The organism is Pauljensenia sp. UMB10120 (assembly GCF_030212035.1).
Taxonomy (GTDB): Bacteria; Actinomycetota; Actinomycetes; order Actinomycetales; family Actinomycetaceae; genus Pauljensenia; species Pauljensenia radingae_A.
In genome coordinates this window covers 156,623-171,529 of record NZ_JASODH010000004.1, presented here as the reverse complement: position 1 = coordinate 171,529, position 14,907 = coordinate 156,623, and the positions used below count along the sequence as shown (strand labels likewise).

At 58.3% G+C, this 14,907-nt stretch carries 14 protein-coding genes; 5 read left to right on the top strand and 9 right to left on the bottom strand.

The annotated features are described in order from the left end of the window. Positions 1–61: 61 nt before the first annotated feature. Entirely contained in the window at positions 62–2,434 is a 2,373-nt protein-coding gene (locus QP093_RS05505) for a transglycosylase domain-containing protein (protein ID WP_307781423.1), read from the top strand. Positions 2,435–2,630: 196 nt separating this feature from the next. Here the strand turns inward: QP093_RS05505 and rplI are convergent, their stop codons facing one another. The 5 genes from rplI to QP093_RS05480 form a co-directional block, all read right to left on the bottom strand. Continuing rightward, positions 2,631–3,089, bottom strand: a complete 459-nt coding sequence (gene rplI / locus QP093_RS05500; protein WP_058237599.1) for a 50S ribosomal protein L9 — start codon at positions 3,087–3,089, stop codon at positions 2,631–2,633. A gap of 23 nt (positions 3,090–3,112) precedes the next feature. Then, a complete protein-coding gene (gene rpsR, locus QP093_RS05495) occupies positions 3,113–3,355 on the bottom strand; it encodes a 30S ribosomal protein S18 (RefSeq protein ID WP_058237600.1) in 243 nt (80 codons plus the stop codon). Positions 3,356–3,471: 116 nt separating this feature from the next. After that, a complete protein-coding gene (locus tag QP093_RS05490; protein WP_070726052.1) occupies positions 3,472–4,035 on the bottom strand; it encodes a single-stranded DNA-binding protein in 564 nt (187 codons plus the stop codon). A 36-nt stretch (positions 4,036–4,071) separates the two neighbouring features. Then, positions 4,072–4,362, bottom strand: coding sequence for a 30S ribosomal protein S6 (gene rpsF / locus QP093_RS05485; protein ID WP_058237602.1), 291 nt, complete (start codon positions 4,360–4,362; stop codon positions 4,072–4,074). A gap of 195 nt (positions 4,363–4,557) precedes the next feature. Next, positions 4,558–6,009, bottom strand: coding sequence for an MATE family efflux transporter (locus QP093_RS05480; protein ID WP_285015388.1), 1,452 nt, complete (start codon positions 6,007–6,009; stop codon positions 4,558–4,560). A gap of 290 nt (positions 6,010–6,299) precedes the next feature. Between QP093_RS05480 and dnaB the strand changes: the two genes are divergently transcribed. Then, positions 6,300–7,649: a replicative DNA helicase gene (dnaB, locus tag QP093_RS05475; RefSeq protein ID WP_058237603.1), complete on the top strand. Its 1,350-nt coding sequence runs from the start codon at positions 6,300–6,302 to the stop codon at positions 7,647–7,649. A gap of 129 nt (positions 7,650–7,778) precedes the next feature. Then, positions 7,779–8,000, top strand: coding sequence for a hypothetical protein (locus QP093_RS05470; RefSeq protein ID WP_058237604.1), 222 nt, complete (start codon positions 7,779–7,781; stop codon positions 7,998–8,000). Here the strand turns inward: QP093_RS05470 and QP093_RS05465 are convergent. Further along, positions 7,997–8,653 (bottom strand): CPBP family intramembrane glutamic endopeptidase, encoded by a 657-nt coding sequence (locus QP093_RS05465; protein WP_285015385.1) that lies wholly within the window; start codon positions 8,651–8,653, stop codon positions 7,997–7,999. The two genes, QP093_RS05470 and QP093_RS05465, sit on opposite strands and share 4 nt — an antisense overlap. 183 nt (positions 8,654–8,836) lie before the next feature. Then, entirely contained in the window at positions 8,837–9,601 is a 765-nt protein-coding gene (locus tag QP093_RS05460) for a GntR family transcriptional regulator (RefSeq protein ID WP_285015383.1), read from the bottom strand. 231 nt (positions 9,602–9,832) lie between these two features. Here QP093_RS05460 and xylA point away from each other — a divergent pair, with 231 nt between their 5' ends. After that, positions 9,833–11,179, top strand: a complete 1,347-nt coding sequence (gene xylA / locus QP093_RS05455) for a xylose isomerase (RefSeq protein ID WP_285015381.1) — start codon at positions 9,833–9,835, stop codon at positions 11,177–11,179. A 357-nt stretch (positions 11,180–11,536) separates the two neighbouring features. Continuing rightward, a complete protein-coding gene (locus tag QP093_RS05450; RefSeq protein ID WP_058237940.1) occupies positions 11,537–13,030 on the top strand; it encodes a CoA-acylating methylmalonate-semialdehyde dehydrogenase in 1,494 nt (497 codons plus the stop codon). A gap of 252 nt (positions 13,031–13,282) precedes the next feature. Here QP093_RS05450 and QP093_RS05445 read toward each other — a convergent pair whose 3' ends face one another. After that, entirely contained in the window at positions 13,283–13,507 is a 225-nt protein-coding gene (locus QP093_RS05445) for a hypothetical protein (RefSeq protein ID WP_092648039.1), read from the bottom strand. A gap of 335 nt (positions 13,508–13,842) precedes the next feature. Beyond that, positions 13,843–14,685 carry an MBL fold metallo-hydrolase gene (locus tag QP093_RS05440; protein WP_285015378.1) on the bottom strand — a complete coding sequence of 281 codons (843 nt, stop codon included), beginning with the start codon at positions 14,683–14,685 and terminating at the stop codon, positions 13,843–13,845. Positions 14,686–14,907 lie beyond the last annotated feature (222 nt).

Below are 14,907 nucleotides of genomic sequence, written 5' to 3'. Positions count from 1 at the left end.
GCGGTTCATGGCGCGATCACCGTCGACATGCTTACGCTGAAGGGCAAGGCTCATAGAGACGGTGCCTGTAACGAAAGGTGAACGCGTGTCGAAAAACGGCAGGATGAATCCGGATGAGGCCAAGAACGGGCGTCACTCGTCCCGCTCATCGCACGGCACATCGCGAGGGGCGATGCGTCCCGATCCGGCATTCCCCAAGCGCGCAGCGCGACATGAAGGAACCCATCGGTCATCCGCTTCCAACTCGTCGCCCGGGACTTCCAGGCAGGCTGGCTCCGCTGCGGCAGGCAATGCCGGTGGGCGGAAAGGCGAAACCAGCCGGTCGAACTCACGCAAGACCAGTGGACGCACAGCGAATGGGCGCAAAAGGCGGTCATGGGGTAAACGCATCGGCCTTGCCTTCGTGTTCAGCGTCCTCGGCGTCATTATTGCCGGACTGGCATCCTTCCTGTTCCTGTACGCCACGTTGGATATTCCCAAGGCCGACCAGGTGGCCTTGGCTCAGACCAGCACCGTGTATTACGCGGACGGCACCTCCGAGATGGGGAAGTTCTCTGAGATCAATCGCTCCATCATCGACACGTCCACATTGCCGGACTATGTGGGGCAGGCCGTTGTTGCCTCCGAAGACCGCACTTTCTATTCCAACTCCGGAATAGATCTGAAAGGCATTGCGCGTGCCCTCGTCAATAATCTGAGAGGACTGCCGCGACAAGGTGGCTCCACGCTCACCCAGCAGTACGTGGAGCGCTACTACATGGGTGAGACTACTTCGCTGAAAGGCAAGGTCAAGGAAGCGGTCCTGGCGGTGAAGATCAACCGTGAGCAAACCAAGGACGAAGTGCTGGGCAACTACCTCAATACTATCTATTTCGGCCGGGGAGCCTACGGCATCGAAGAAGCCTCGAAAGTCTTTTTCGGACATCCGGCATCAGAACTGACCCTGTCAGAATCCGCGCTGCTGGCAGGGATCATCCCGGCACCATCGGCGTGGGATCCTGCAGAAGATCCTGATATGGCGCACTCACGGTGGGAACGAGTCATCTCACTGATGGTGCAGGACGGGTGGATCGACCAGGCGGAAGCAAATCAGCAGCAATTCCCGCAGACCATTGATTTCCAGGAGACGACCTCGTCAATGACCGGGACGACCGGCTACCTCCTGCAGCAGGTGCGTCGCGAGCTGGCCGAGACAGGTGCGTTCACTGATGAGCAGATCGATTCGGGTGGCCTGTCGATCATCACCACTATCGACAAGGCTCGTCAGGAAGCCGCAATCAATGCGGCCCAGATGATGAACGAGGTCGAGGGATGGAACCCTGATTCCATGCACGTGGCGCTGTCTGCCATTGACCCTGCAACGGGGGAGATCGTCGCTGAGTTTGCGGGCAGTGACTATCAAAAAGTTCAACGTAATGCGGTCACTGATGACATTGCACAGGCCGGTTCAACCTTCAAGCCGTTTACCTTGCTGGCGTATGCCGATCAGGGCGGCAGTGTCTACGATCAGGTTGATGGCAGTTCACCGCGCTCATTTGACGGCCTGGCTGAACCAGTGTCGAACGTGGGGAACACCTCGTGGGGTAATGTGTCGTTGATTAAGGCAACGTCCTATTCAATCAACACGGCTTTTGTGACGTTGAATGAGAAAGTCGGTCCGCAGGCGACAGTGGACACAGCCGTGAAGCTGGGAATCCCTGAAGACACGAACGGGCTCGATGCGACGCTGCTCAACACGTTGGGTGTGGCATCAACGCACAACATTGACCTCACCCATGCGTATGCCACTATCGCCAACGGCGGGACACGGATGAACCCGCATATCCTGCGAGAGGTGCGTGACTCTGTTGGCAACAAGGTCTACAGCGCGCAGCTTGAGTCGGAAAAGGTCTTTGATGCAGAGACGGTCAGCGCGATTATGCCGGCGCTCAAGGCAGTGATGGAGCCGGGTGGCACCGGTGAGAAGGCGGCAGTTCTGGGACGTGAAGCGGCCGGTAAGTCCGGTACGTCTGATGATCAGAAGTCCGCACAGTTTGTTGGAATGGTTCCGGGCCTTGTCGCCAGTGTCTCGATGTATCAGTCCGACGAGGCCGGCAACCCGGTTTCGCTGGATAACATCGGCGGCCTGTATCAGTTCCACGGAGGCGACTGGCCAGCTGACGTGTGGGTGAAATTCATGGAGGCTGCAACTGCTGACCTGCCTAACGGTGACTACTCGTGGTACACCGAACCGAACCCAGTTCAACAGAACACTCCACCAACGCCGACACAACCTCAGTCGGTCCAGCCCACCCAGCCGACTCAGCCCACACAACCCGAACCAGCTGAACCGACTCAGCCCACACAACCCGAACCAGCTGAACCGACTCAGCCCAGCCAGCCTGGTCAGGGTCACGATGACGACCACGATACGGGCGGCTCTCAATCCTCCTAGACGTCTGGCGCTGGTGGGCACGTGGGCCTAGCCGGTTGGCTATCCGACTGCATGAAAATCGAGCCGCACCCACAGTGTGGAAAAAATCCACTGCGCGGGTGCGGCCCGGTATGAATGTGCCCGGCGTCCCGGAGCCTCCTTACAGAAACGGAGTACTCATCGGTACGCCGGGATCACACTCGGTGGTGTGTCACTGTCACTCAGCGATGACGCGGACATGCAGGTTTGCAGACACCTCAGAGTGCAGGTTGACCTTGACGGTGTAGTCTCCCAGCGTCTTGATCGGAGCAGGGATGACGATCTTGCGGCGATCAATCGTCTGGCCGATCTGATCCTGAACGGCCTGAGCGATGTCGGCACTTGAAACGGCGCCAAAGAGTCGATCGTTGGAACCGGTCTTGCCGGAAACAGTCACGAACTTGACTTCCTGGAGCTGATCGCGCACGACGCGGGCATCGTCGACGGACGCGATTTCGCGCTTGCGGCGAGCACGAGCCATGTCGTCAATCTGGCGCTGAGCACCCTTGGACCATGCAGTGGCAAGGCCGCGAGGAACCAGGTAGTTGCGAGCGTAACCGCTTCTCACCTCGACAACGTCACCGGCTGAACCGAGCTTGTCGACATCGTGGGTCAAAATGAGTTTCGTTGTTGCCATCAGAAAAAGCCTCCCTATGAATCTCAGCGACCGGACGAAGAGTACGGCAGCAGAGCCATCTCGCGGGCGTTCTTGACGGCCTTGGCGATGCGGCGCTGTTCCTGTACGGATACGCCAGTGACACGGCGGGCACGGATCTTGCCGCGGTCCGAGATGAACTTACGCAGCAAAGCGGTGTCCTTGTAGTCAATGGATTCGATCTTGGCCGACTTCAGCGGGTTGGCCTTCTTCTTAATGGGCTTATTGCGAAGTTGAGGCTTCGCCATAGTGTTCTCCTTGGATCCAGGTAATCGCTGTGATTACCCCATACGAAAAATGAAGCGATAAGAATGCATTGCGAAAGCGCGTTGCGTCAGATCAGCGTCGCCCTCGTCAATTGAATTTAGAAAGGCGGCTCTTCACCGAAAGAGGACGCTCCCTCGGTGCGCCACGGATCGGAAGTGGACCCTCCGGCGGGCGCATTGTAGCTGCCTTGTTGCTGACCATATCCACCCTGGTAGCTGCCGGAACCACCTTGCGCGCCAGCGCCTGACTGGCTCTGGTATCCACCCTGGGAGTATCCGCCCTGGCCGGAATCGCCTCGAGGAATGCGGGTCACTTCAGCCTTTGCGTAACGCAAGGATGGGCCGACCTCATCAACCTGCAGGGACAATTCACTGCGCTGCTGGCCATCGCGCGTTTCATAGGACCGCAAAGTCAGGCGACCCTGGACGATGACGCGCATGCCTTTGCGCAGGGTTTCGGCCACGTTCTCAGCCGCGTCGCGCCAGACGGAGCAACGGTAGAACTGCGTGTCTCCGTCGCGCCATTCGTTCGCACTGCGGTCGAACGAGCGTGGGGTCATTGCCACCGAGAAGTCGGCAACGGCTACTCCCGATGACGTGAAACGCAATTCGGGATCTCTGGTCAGGTTTCCGACGATTGTGACGACAGGTTCTCCAGCCATGTCAACTCCTTTGGTGGGTGGTCAAACGCTCTTAATTCAGCGTGCGTCAGGGCGCATCAGTTTGTGACGCAGGATGGACTCATTCAAGCCCATCAGACGTGTTGCTTCCTGTGCAGCCTCAGGCGTTGCTGTCATGTTAATGACAACATAGATGCCTTCAGATTGCTTCAAAATGTCGTAGGCAAGACGACGCTTGCCCCAGACGTCCACCTTTTCGACGGAGCCGTCGCTGGCTTTCACAGGGGCCAGGAACTTTTCCATCATGGGGACGACGGTGCGCTCGTCGATCGTTGGATCGAGGATCACCATCAGTTCATATGTACGCACGTGTGTACCCACCTCCTATGGTCTTAGCGGTCACGGACTTTCCGTGACAGGAGGGTAATGCGTGGACAGTGTCCCTTATGCAGAACACGGTCCGAGTGTCTATTTTAGTCGCTTCGAGGCTCTCTTAGCTACCCCGCGGAGTGAATCTGTGCGGTCGAGTTCGCCACATCCGACGGCCGGCAAGGAGGCTCATGTTCAGTGCAGGTCGGCAATAGCACGGCGCGGTGACCACCAGGTGCGCCACGCGTTCACGAGGCCGCGCACCCCCAGGAACACGAAACCGAAGATCAGCCACAGCGCCACCATTGCTATACCTTGATCCGCTGGGCTCAGTGCGTCATCAATGCGTTGGGCAGCCATCCATCGCTCCAGTGCCCACAGACACGGAAGGTAGACCACCATCATGAAGACACCGCCAAAGGCCAAGGTCTTGCCGTGCCCCGCGCCGATCAGGACGCCGTCAAGCAAAAACACGACCCCTCCCAACGGCATGGCGCAGGCGCTGGCAATCAGCGCCCATGTCGCAATGCGGTGCATCGATGGGTCAGAGCCGAAGAAGTGAGGCAAAAACGGGCTGGAAGCAGCGATGAGTACCGCGAGAATCAGGCCGACAGCTGCGCCCCACACGGTGAGTTTGCGCAGCAGGGTGCGCAGGTGCTCGCGGCGTCCGGCACCCAGATCGAAGCCCACCAATGCCTGCGCGGCGATGGCCAGCGCATCCAGTGCCAGCGCGGTGAACATCCACACGGCGTTGACCACCTGGTGTGCCGCCAAGGCGGTGACGGAAATGGAGGTGGCAACCATGAGGGTGGCGATGGTGGCGATCCTCATGGCGACGGTGCGCACGAACAGGGGAGCGCCGTCCAGAGCCGCATTCCAGATTCCCGCTCCTGATGGCCGCAAGGACACGTGCCGGCCTCGCGCTTTGGACAAGATGACGGCGACAAGGACGACAGCCATCAGTGTCTGAGCCAGCGCGGTTCCCAGTCCCGACCCGGCGATTCCCATGTCCAGCCCGTAGATGAACAGCGCGTTGAGGGCGACGTTGAGTGCTGCACCTCCGGCGGCAACATACAGCGGCGTGGTCGTATCGAGCAGGCCGCGCAGTGTGCCTGTGGCCGCCAGGACAACGAACATTCCGACCAGGCCGGGAGAGGCCGTGTGCAGGTAGGCGAGCGCGTGCGGCATGACGTCAGGTGAATTGCCCAGGGTTTCCACGAGCGCCCGACCGCCCAGGATCAAGCCGCTTGCGGTGACAATGCCGCATCCGGCTGCCAGCCACATTGCTTCAATACCGGAGCGAATGGCGCGCACGCTGTCACCGGCCCCGAGTGCCTGTGCAGCGAGCGCGGTTGTGGAATAGGCCAGAAAGACGAACAGTCCGACGATGGTTTGGACGATGGTGGTGGCGGTGGCCAGGCCGGCCAGCTCTTCAGTGCCAAGGTGGCCCACCATCGCGGTGTCGATGAGGGTGAAGATGGGTTGTGCGACGAGTGCTCCCAGTGCCGGGATTGCGAGGGACAGAATCTGACGGGTCAGTGACCCTGAGGGGGTGGTGGGGGCGCTGTGAGAGGAGTGTGACGTGGATGAAACCGTACCTTTATGTTCATCTTGAGGGTCGCAAGAATTCATCTTCTGTTCATCCACTGATTACGCTCCTATTTGTTGTCCACACATTGTGCATAGATCTGTGGACAACCTGGTGGTGATGTTCCGCATGAAAACGCCTCTTGAGCGATTTGCATGGTGGTGGGGATCAGATCCCCGTCCCAACTTTATCCACATGTACTGTGGACGACCTGCCGAGTTGTCCACAGTCTATCCACACGTTATCCACATCAAGTGATCCTTGAGAGCTTCGCGTGAGGCGGAAAAAGAGGATAACCTCGCGTATGCGCGCACGAGCGGGCGCAGGCAATGGAAGGATTGGCAGGCCGATGGCGTCAGATTCAGATTTTGACCGGGTTCCACCGCAGGATCTGGATGCGGAGATTTCTGTGCTGGGCTCGATGATGCTGTCGAAAGAAGCCATCAACGACGTCACGGAAGAGATTCGCGGCTCGGACTATTACAAGCCTGCTCACGAAACTATCCACAACGTCATCGTGGATCTTTCCGGCCGAGGCGAACCGGCCGATGCCGTCACGGTGGCCGGCGAATTACAGCGTCGCGGCGAGCTGCAGCGCGTCGGAGGCGCCACATATCTGCACACCCTGATTGCAGCCGTCCCCACAGCGGCGAACGCAGGATATTATGCGCGAATCGTGCGCGAGCGATCGTTGCTGCGACGCCTCGTCAGTGCCGGTACACGCATTGTGCAGCTCGGCTACGCTGATGCCGGGGGCGACGTCGATGAAATCGTCAACCAGGCGCAGGCGGAAATCTACGCTGTTTCAGAACGTCAGGCGAGCACTGATTACCTGTCGATGTCGGACGTGTCAGAGTCCATCCTCGACGAACTTGAGGAAATTGAACGCAACAAGGACAAGCTCAAGGGCGTGCCCACCGGGTTCGCTGATCTGGACCGACTCACCCAGGGTCTCCACCCCGGTCAGATGATTATTGTCGCCGCCCGACCGGCAATGGGTAAATCGACACTTGCACTGGACTTTTGCCGCTCGGCATCGATCCGCCACGGTGTCACATCGGTGATCTTCTCACTGGAAATGTCGCGCTCCGAAATTGCCATGCGCCTGCTGTCGGCAGAATCCGGCGTCTTCTTGCAGAAGATGCGCGCAGGTGAGATGACCAGTGAAGACTGGAGGCGCGTGTCTGCCACCACGGCGAAAGTGTCCGAAGCTCCGCTCTTTATTGACGACTCGCCCAACATGGCGATGACGGAGATTCTGGCCAAGTGCCGCAGACTGAAACAGCAGCACAACCTGGGCCTCGTTGTGGTGGACTACCTGCAGTTGATGACAGCTGGACGCGAGATGGAATCGCGTCAGCAGGAAGTGTCCACGCTGTCGCGCCAGCTGAAGCTGCTCGCCAAAGATATTGAAGTTCCGGTCGTGGCTGTCGCACAGCTGAACCGTGGGCCCGAGCAGCGAACAGATAAGAAACCGATGATGGCTGACCTGCGTGAATCCGGGTCGTTGGAGCAGGACGCCGACGTCATCATGTTGCTGCACCGCCCGGAGTACTACAACTCCGAGGAACGCCCCGGTGAAGCCGACATCATCGTCGCCAAGCACCGTAACGGTGAAACTGCGACGATTCGCGCACTCTTCCAGGGTCATATGGCACGTTTTGCGAACTTCACGGGACGTGAAGAACCGGGCGCATAACCCCTTCACTTCATCAGGGTTTACCCTGAATCTCCCCTTGCCTTCGGTTTGGAGGGTAGCCAAGCGGCGCTGAGTGTTGCACGGTAGAAGTGTTGCACGGTAGAAGGCAAGGAAGGAGAGTGAAACCTGATGAGCACACTCCGCGACACTTTTCGTGGCACCACACCTATGACCCCGACGCTGCGGTCATTCGACCAGACTGATCGTCGCCATGTTCAATGCACGAATGCGCGCCATATTGCCGCCCGTAGTCACACCGACACGACGATGATTGACGTTGAGGAAGTGCGTATGCATATGCGCATGCGGGGCGCTCGCCCTCGAACCACAATGCTGGCCGGAGGAAACTAAGGGGTACGGGCCACCCGATGGAACACGTAATACGCGGGAATAGCAAGCAGGAACCAGACGGCAATGACCAGGTGATGGCGCACGTCGTCAGCCGGTGGGAACACAGTCATGAGCGTATTGGCCATCCCGTGGAACACCATGCACCACAGGACTGATCTGGTGAAGGCGACCAACAGTCCCAACCACGCACTGAGCGCGAAAGAGGTCAGTGCGAATGCCGCAAATGAGGATCCCTGATGCGGGTTGCCGTCGATCCACCACAGGGGGATATGCCAGCATGCCCATACCGCCCCTACAACGAGGGCCGCTACTAGGTCTGGCGCTATGAAATTGTGAAAGCGGCGCGCGAGCAGAGGCTGCATGATTCCACGCCAGCCCCACTCTTCATTGCCGCCGGCCACCAGCGTCACGACCAAGAAGATGGACACGATGGCGATCAATGAGGTGCCTGCCGAGTCGGCGGGTGCACTCCATCCGTGTGATGACAGCCAGAATGCGGCGACCTCAAGCAAAGCGCACAGGAGAAAATAAAGCGCAGCGTGCGGGGCACGACGGGTCAGAAAATGCGCGAGATTTTTCCACGAAAAACCACCCGGCAGGCACACGCAAGCGGCGATGGTCGGGCCGAATCCACCCAGAACAAACAACGCCATAGCGGGAATGTCGGTGGCGCGAAGTGATGTGAAGTGGACCAAGAGTGCTGTCGCGCCCCAACAGATCCATGTGATCGCGAATGTCGAGAGTAGATATGTCACAAGACGGCGCCACGGATTATCGCGCACGGCCCTGCTCCTTTCACGTGCAGCGTCGAGCGGGCCGGGCTCTTCGACGCCTGTTTATTCCGATGAGAGTGTGAACTTGAAGGAGTAGCGCTGGGCATCGTAGTAATGAAGGCCGTATTCAACTGCTGCGCCCGCACCGTCATATGCCGTGCGCTCCATTGTCAAAAGCGAGCTTCCAGTTCCTATGTGTAACAGATCCGCTTCGACCTCGCTGGCGTTTCGGGCACCGACAGACTGGGTGGCGGACAGCAGCTCGATGCCGCGCTCGCGGATGCATGAATACAAGCCCTGGTGCGCCAGATCTGTGAATGAGGGGGCGTAGCGAGCCGGCAGCAGATTCGTCATGATCGCCAGTGGCTTGTTGTCGATCCAGCGGCGGCGGGTGACGCGAACAATTTCCTCGTCGACGGTGCATCCGAGTTTGGCGGCGTCATCCTCGTCGGTTAGAAGAACTTCATAGCGCAGCACTTCGGTGCGTGGGGTGAAGCCGGCTTTTGTCAGGTCGTCGTTGAGGGAGGTCAGGGCGAGGGGGCGGCGGACGTGTTTGGGGGTGACGCGTGTGCCGACGCCACGCCGGCGGGTCACCAGGCCACGGGAGACGAGTTCCTGGAGTGCGCGGCGCGCGGTGGGGCGGGAAACGGACAGGCGGCATGCCATGGAGATTTCATCTTCGATCAGTCTGCCGGGTAGGAGGGTGCCGGTGGAGATGAGATGTTCGAGAGGTTCGGCGATCTGGGTGTACAGGGGCGTTGAACTGGTACGGTCCAGATCGATTGACAGCTCAAAGGGTTCGTCGAGATTTCCTTGGTCACTGGCCATTGTGGGTTCCTTCAGATCGTCTCATGATTGGTTCATGTCATTGAGCGAATCGTATCACCTGAGGACAAACGATTTTTTGTTATGACATGCGAGGTTGGTCGGTGCGGAGCGTGGAAGGCCGATGGTGTCCGTCTTGACAGAGGCCTTCATGCTCTATATTGTTTTAGTGATTAACAAATTGAAGTGATGTGGCGACAGAGCTGCGTACGTGCACATGGAGGTGTCTTTACTATGAGTGAATTGTGGTCAAACGGTCCTATCCCCTTCGTTGGGACGGACGATCCAAAAGCGGGCATGGGATTCAGGTACTACCAGCCAGACCGCGTCGTTGCCGGAAAGACAATGGCAGAATGGCTTCGTTTTGGCGTGGCATACTGGCACACATTCAACCAGCGCTTGGTTGACCCGTTCGGAGATGGAACCGCTCAGCGTCCCTTCGACCGCTATACCGATCCGATGGAACTGGCACTGGCAAAAGTGGACTACGCATTCGACTTCTACACCAAGCTCGGTGTGCAGTACTTCTGCTTCCACGATCGCGACCTTGCTCCCGAGGGTGACACCCTGCGTGAGAGCAACAAAAACCTGGATAGGGTCGTCGACCGGATCGAACAGCTCCAGCGCGACACCGGCATGAAACTGTTGTGGAATACCTCGAGCCTGTTCACTAACCCGCGGTTCCTGTCCGGCGCTGCCACCTCGCCGTTCGCGGACATCTATGCGTACTCAGCCGGCCAGCTCAAGCACTCTCTGGAAATCGCGAAGCGACTGGGCGCGGAAAATTACGTCTTCTGGGGCGGGCGCGAAGGATACGAGAATCTGTGGAACACCGATCTCAAGCGCGAACAGGATCACATCGCCCGCTTCTTCCACATGTGCGTGGACTACGCCAAGGAGATCGGCCTGGACGCACAGTTCCTCATCGAACCCAAGCCCAAGGAACCGACGACGCACCAGTACGACTTCGATGCTGCCACGTCGATCGCATTCCTGCAGACCTACGACCTGGCCGATCACTTCAAGCTCAATCTGGAAGGTAACCACGCGAACCTGGCCGGACACACCTACCAGCACGAGATCCGCGTGGCGCGTGCCGCCGGAATGCTCGGCTCACTCGATGCCAACCAAGGTGACAAGCTCATTGGCTGGGACATCGATGAATTCCCATCTGACCTGTACGAAACCACTGCAGTGATGTGGGAAATCGTCGACGAGGGGCAGATCGGGCCGCGCGGTGGACTGAACTTTGATGCCAAGCCGCGACGTACCTCGTTCACCGCCGAAGACCTGTACCTGGGCCACATCGTCGGCATGGATACGTATGCCGCAGGCCTGCTGGTCGCCGCCAAGATGCACGAGGATCGATTCATTGAAGAACTGGTCTCCACCCGATACGAGTCATTCGATTCTGGAATCGGTGCGACAGTTGAGGACGGGTCGGCAACCCTTGCCAGCCTGGAAGAGCATGCCCTCGATGTGCCGCAGGCTGACCTGATGAAGGCGGTGCGCTCTGACCACCTCGAATGCGTCAAGGCCACCATCAACAACTACATCATCGACGCGCTCGCGCAGGCCTGATCCGGCATCGCCCCGGTGGCACGCCGGGTGAGGTCAACAAACCGAGCCAACGTGCATACCAGACAGCCCATGAACTTGATTAAATGGTTCGTGGGCTGTTTGGTATGCCAAATGAGTTCGCGAGCCGCTGCGTCGCAGCGATGGCACAGTCAAGAGTGTGTGATGAGGCAGAACGGCAATCACACATCCTCCCATAATTTGTACTGACAAAGTGTGACTGCGTGGTTATACTAGGTGGTGAGTGCGCAGGCCACCCTCGTCCTCATCGAAACAAGGGAATACGAGGTGGCACGGGCGCGGGAAGTGTGGCCATGACAGTGGTCGCGAACGATGACAATGACGAAGGAGCTGTCACAGGTGAATACAATTAAGCACTGGATTGGTGGTGCCGAATACGAAGGCACGCCGGTCAAGACTCTCGATGTCGAAAATCCAGGCACCGGTGAGGTGGTCAGCCAGCTGCTCCTGGCAAGTGATGACGACCTCAACCACGCAGTTGAGGTTGCAACCGAGGCGCAAAAAGAGTGGGCAGCAACGTCACTCGCCAAGCGCACCGCGATCATGTTCAAGATGCGTCAACTCGTCCTGGATCACCAGGATGAAATGGCCAAGCTGATCGTTGAAGAGCACGGCAAGAACTACTCCGACGCAATCGGTGAAATTCAGCGTGGACGCGAAACCCTCGACTTTGCCACCGCCATCAACGTCGCACTCAAGGGTGAGCATTCCGTCAACGTATCAACCGGCGTGGACATCTTCACCACCCGTCAGCCTGTGGGCGTAGTAGCAGGCATCTGCCCCTTCAACTTCCCGGCGATGGTTCCCATGTGGATGCACCCGCTGGCGATCGCTACAGGCAACGCCTTCATCTTGAAGCCCGCCTCGCCGACTCCGTCGGCAGCACTGCTGACCGCACGCCTCTACAAGGAGGCGGGCCTGCCTGACGGCGTGTTCAACGTCGTGTCCGGCAACCGCGACATGGTGCAGTCAATCCTCAAGCACCCCGGAATCAACGCGATCTCATTCGTTGGATCAACCCCGGTGGCACACATCGTGCAGGACACCGGTGTGACCCACGGCAAGCGCGTCCAGGCACTGGGCGGCGCCAACAACCACGCGATCGTGATGCCCGACGCAGATCTGGACTTCGCTGCACAGCACATCTCCGCCTCAGCCTTCGGTGCGGCCGGCGAACGCTGCATGGCGCTGCCGGTTGTTGTCGCCGTCGGTGGAATCGGCCCGAAACTGGCCGAGATGGTCAAGAAGCACGCCGATGCAATCAAGGTTGGCTACGGCATGGATGAGGGCGTCGAAATGGGCCCGGTCATCTCCGCCAAGGCAAAGGAACGCATCGTTGGCCTGATCGACGATGCGGAAAAGCGCGGCGCCACAATCGTGCGCGATGGCCGTGACCTGGTCATCGAGGGGTACGAGGGTGGTCACTTCGTGGGACCGACCATTATCGATGATGTTCCGCTGGATGCGCCGGTGTACACCGAGGAAGTTTTTGGACCTGTCCTGGCAATCGTCCATGCCGACACCTACGAGGAAGCGATGAAGATCGTGAACTCCAGCCCCTTCGGCAACGGTTCAGCAATCTTCACTAACGACGGCGGCGTCGCACGTCGCTTCACACTCGATGTTGAGGCCGGCATGGTGGGCGTGAACGTCCCGATCCCGACACCTGTTGCGTACTACTCCTTCGGTGGGTGGAAGGATTCGCTGCTGGGCGATACCCACATCCACGGTCCGGAAGGTGTCCGTTTCTACACGCGCGCCAAGGCGATCACGTCTCGCTGGCCCAGTGAGAAGACCTATGAGGCGACGATGTCGTTCCAGCGTGAAGAGTGACGCCGGTCTTCCCGTGCGCTGATCTTTTTCATTGACGAGGGCGGCTGTGCGCGGCACTGCTAGATGTGGTGTTGCGTATGGCCGTCCTCGCTATGTCTCATCGCGGTGGATGGCACATGGTCGCAGGACCTGGTCGCAACCTGGCATCGCACCCTTATTGGAATGCTGCATGCTCACCCGAGCAAAGCAAAAGGCGATACCGAAAGGTATCGCCTAGGTGAAGCCGCGTCAGCTGGACGCGATCGGGATCAGTCAGTCCTGGGTATCAAGAACACGCGTGAACAGTGCGTGTACTCCCAGAGCCAGAGTGCACAGTCCGGCAATCAGTGTGATAACTGGTGAAGCAGCGGCAATTCCGGCAACGAGGGCGACCAAGCTGATCACAAGAGCAACAACAAAGATGCGATGCTGAGCCGGTGCTGACAGCTGAAGCGTCAGGGCAGGCTGTGCAATTGCATACGATTGAGTTGATGTCATGGTCTCTCCTGTTTATCTTCGTCGGCCATGCAGGAGACCCGATGACACACACCGTGCACCCGCACGGCATTGTGTTCAATCCGGTGGGGCAGATTCCCCGTGGATCAATGCACTTCCATTATCTCCCTTTATCAGCACCGATGCTGGTTGAGTTGATCACAGTAATGAACGCGGGATCGCTGGACCACGTGGTAGCGAGTGGTAGATCGATTCTCCTTGGCGTAGCTGATGCTGACGAGACTGATTCTTGCTAAATGGCGTACACGTACTGGAAAGGTTCCTGCGTCGCAGTGCAGGGATACCTCTGTCGTGAAGCGTGCAGACTACTGACAACGTCACTTGATTTGCTGACGCCACATCCGATCTTTGGAGTAGACGAGATTGAAGGATTTTCCATCCAGGCGGGCTTGGCTTTCGTCAAAACGCTTGGCAATCAGAGCGCTGGAGCCCATGAACTCGAAGGGCACGTCATCAACATCCTCGTTCAGCACCTGGTCACACAACTCGATGGCTTCATCGAACAGGCTTAACGGCATATCCATCGTCATATGGGAAATGAAAAGCCGGTCGTAGGAATCTGCAGTGCGCTCTTTCATGCTCAGCACACGGTCGCGGTATTCTTCCACAGACGTTGAATTGTGGTCCCACAGAAAAGTTCGCTGATTGCAGGCGTCGCCGGTGATGAGGATTCTTTCTTCTGGGATAAGAATCGCAGTCATGCCGGGAGTGTGCCCGGGGAAGTGAAGGGCTTCCACGCATATTCCGCCCAAGTCGAAGATCTGACCGTCGGTGAGATCTTCGAAGTTCAAGGGGTGAGGTGGCACAAAATCAGAGTCGTTCATTCGCGGTGATGCATCACCGACAGACAAGTCGATGTATTCACGGCGAACTTTCAGGGCTGCCATTTCGTCGTATACCGGCACGTCCAGAGAATTCATGTAAACGTTGTCAAACTCCGGCCCGCCCATTGCATGATCGACATGGCCATGAGTCAAGATGGTCACGATCGGCTTTTTCGTCAGACGTTCGACGAAAGCTCGCAGGCCTCGTATTCCCAATGACGAATCGATGAGAGCAGCGCGCGTAGCACCCTCCACCAGATAGAGGAGTTCACCAGTCAATGTGCGAATAACGGTCACACGGTTTGTGACACGTTGTGCGGAGAAGAAATCAGCCATGGTGATTTCACCGAACCTTTCGAATAAGCGGGGTGGTCACGCCCTCCGAGAATTGAAGACGCGTCGCCATGGTGGAGCATCGTCGCACTTTTTGGTCCATTCAGCGCCCAGGCTTCGGTTCATGCCAACGTTTCGGCATCAACCGAAAATACACAAAAACCTCCAGCCAACCCGAATATCACCCGGATTGACGTGGAGGTTTGAGATGAAGGCCTGTCGGCC

Bases quoted from the DNA above. Each gene is read 5' to 3' on its own strand.
- QP093_RS05490 (WP_070726052.1), bottom strand. From the start codon at position 4,035: ATGGCTGGAGAACCTGTCGTCACAATCGTCGGAAACCTGACCAGAGAT.
- QP093_RS05460 (WP_285015383.1), bottom strand. From the start codon at position 9,601: ATGGCCAGTGACCAAGGAAATCTCGACGAACCCTTTGAGCTGTCAATC.
- rplI (WP_058237599.1), bottom strand. From the start codon at position 3,089: ATGGCAACAACGAAACTCATTTTGACCCACGATGTCGACAAGCTCGGT.
- xylA (WP_285015381.1), top strand. From the start codon at position 9,833: ATGAGTGAATTGTGGTCAAACGGTCCTATCCCCTTCGTTGGGACGGAC.
- QP093_RS05470 (WP_058237604.1), top strand. From the start codon at position 7,779: ATGAGCACACTCCGCGACACTTTTCGTGGCACCACACCTATGACCCCG.
- QP093_RS05465 (WP_285015385.1), bottom strand. From the start codon at position 8,653: ATGGCGTTGTTTGTTCTGGGTGGATTCGGCCCGACCATCGCCGCTTGC.
- dnaB (WP_058237603.1), top strand. From the start codon at position 6,300: ATGGCGTCAGATTCAGATTTTGACCGGGTTCCACCGCAGGATCTGGAT.
- rpsR (WP_058237600.1), bottom strand. From the start codon at position 3,355: ATGGCGAAGCCTCAACTTCGCAATAAGCCCATTAAGAAGAAGGCCAAC.
- QP093_RS05440 (WP_285015378.1), bottom strand. From the start codon at position 14,685: ATGGCTGATTTCTTCTCCGCACAACGTGTCACAAACCGTGTGACCGTT.
- QP093_RS05445 (WP_092648039.1), bottom strand. From the start codon at position 13,507: ATGACATCAACTCAATCGTATGCAATTGCACAGCCTGCCCTGACGCTT.